Below are 1535 nucleotides of genomic sequence, written 5' to 3'. Positions count from 1 at the left end.
CACTTAGAGCCTTTTCATTGCCTACTGAATAGTAGTTTGGTAAATATTGGGTACACTTAAATAAGCCTATCCTCTTGCCAACTTTTTTAGAAGATGCTAGGCTAAAATTTAGTTATGCTGGTGTGTTATGGCAACAGTATAATCATAGGTTTGATTCGTTAGAACCAAATGGTGAATTGTGGATATTAGACGATCCATTGCACCGATTGTGATCTTTTTCGTCCCCTTAGACGAGAGAGATCTTTTTCTTTTCTGATACCAATCATTAATGTGACTTGGATGATTATGAGTTGCTGAGGATGCCATGTTACCAATAGCTTTAAACAGTATCTTACGTGCTAGGTGATTGCCACGCTTAGTGATAAAACCGTTACTTTTATAGTTACCAGAATCGTTGAATCGCAAATCAATCCCAATGAAAGCATTAAGTTTGTTAGCGGTTTTGAATCTGCGAATATCACCTAGTTCGCCAATTAGGGATACCGATGTGGTTTCTGCGAAACCAGGGATGCTCATTAGTATCCGGTATTCAGGTAACGGTTCGCAAAGCTTAACCATGCGATCAATAATTTCTCGTTTCTCATGATGGAGGCTCATTAATTGAGTAGCTAATTTGTGGATCACTTCAACTTCGTAGCTGTTTGTCGAAACTGTGGCTGCTGTTAGATGCGCCAATTTAAACAGCTTAATTGCCAAGTCGTTAGCTCGCTTAGCTGACATATTGCGCTTGGTTGAGCTTAAAATAGTTGTCGCCAGTACTTCAGTTTTATGTTGTAGAACCAAATCTGCGTGTGGAAATTGGGCGACTAACGCCCAATATTGATCACCGTCGGTGGTCGATAGAAGACCTTCCAGCTCAGGGAAGGTCATCTGTAAGGCTTTATGCAGGCGGTTTTTACCACGTACTAAGTCATCATTTACTTGCTGATAACGGCGGCTCATAACTTGAAGCTCTTGGTATACTGGCGCTTCAACATATGTCCTTAAATAGTTAAGTTCATATTGACATTGAGCGAGGCTAATAGCGTCATTGATATCGTTCTTATTTGGTCGTAACCGATCCATATCCTTTTTGGCAGCTAATGGATTAAGACGACAGTACGGATAACTATGTTGCTCCAAAAAGCTCTGTAATCGCCGGGAATAAACACCAGTTGCCTCAAAAACAATCTCAACCGATCCTGTGGCAATCTGAATTAGATGATTGAGTTCTTGAAAACCAATCTGGTTATTATCAATCTTAATCCGTTGGGACAATTGGCCATCCACTAATACGGCAACTTGTGAAGTAGCCTTTGAGACATCAATTCCAATCACTGTACGCATGGTAATTACCTCCTATAGTTTGGAACTTGTTTCAAAATGTAACTACAGTTTAATTTTCAATACTCGGCGTCGAGCGCCTAACTTACTTAGAACAAAGTTCTAGAAACACTGTGAAACGGCCATTTTGTGTCACGGCATGTATGCCTAAAAACACCACGGCCTTAGTTCCACTATCACTTTATCAAAAAAGTGATGTAATCATCTCCGTC

Annotated in this window: 1 protein-coding gene; it reads right to left on the bottom strand. The window is 40.2% G+C overall.

From position 1 onward, the window contains the following. Nucleotides 1–108: 108 nt before the first annotated feature. On the bottom strand, nt 109–1326 hold the full coding sequence (locus tag AC6H04_RS07020; RefSeq protein ID WP_497571026.1) for an IS110 family RNA-guided transposase: 1218 nt from the start codon (nt 1324–1326) through the stop codon (nt 109–111). Nucleotides 1327–1535 lie beyond the last annotated feature (209 nt).

This window comes from Secundilactobacillus sp. MJ173 (genome assembly GCF_059704265.1).
This window is presented reverse-complemented; position numbering and strand designations above follow the sequence as displayed.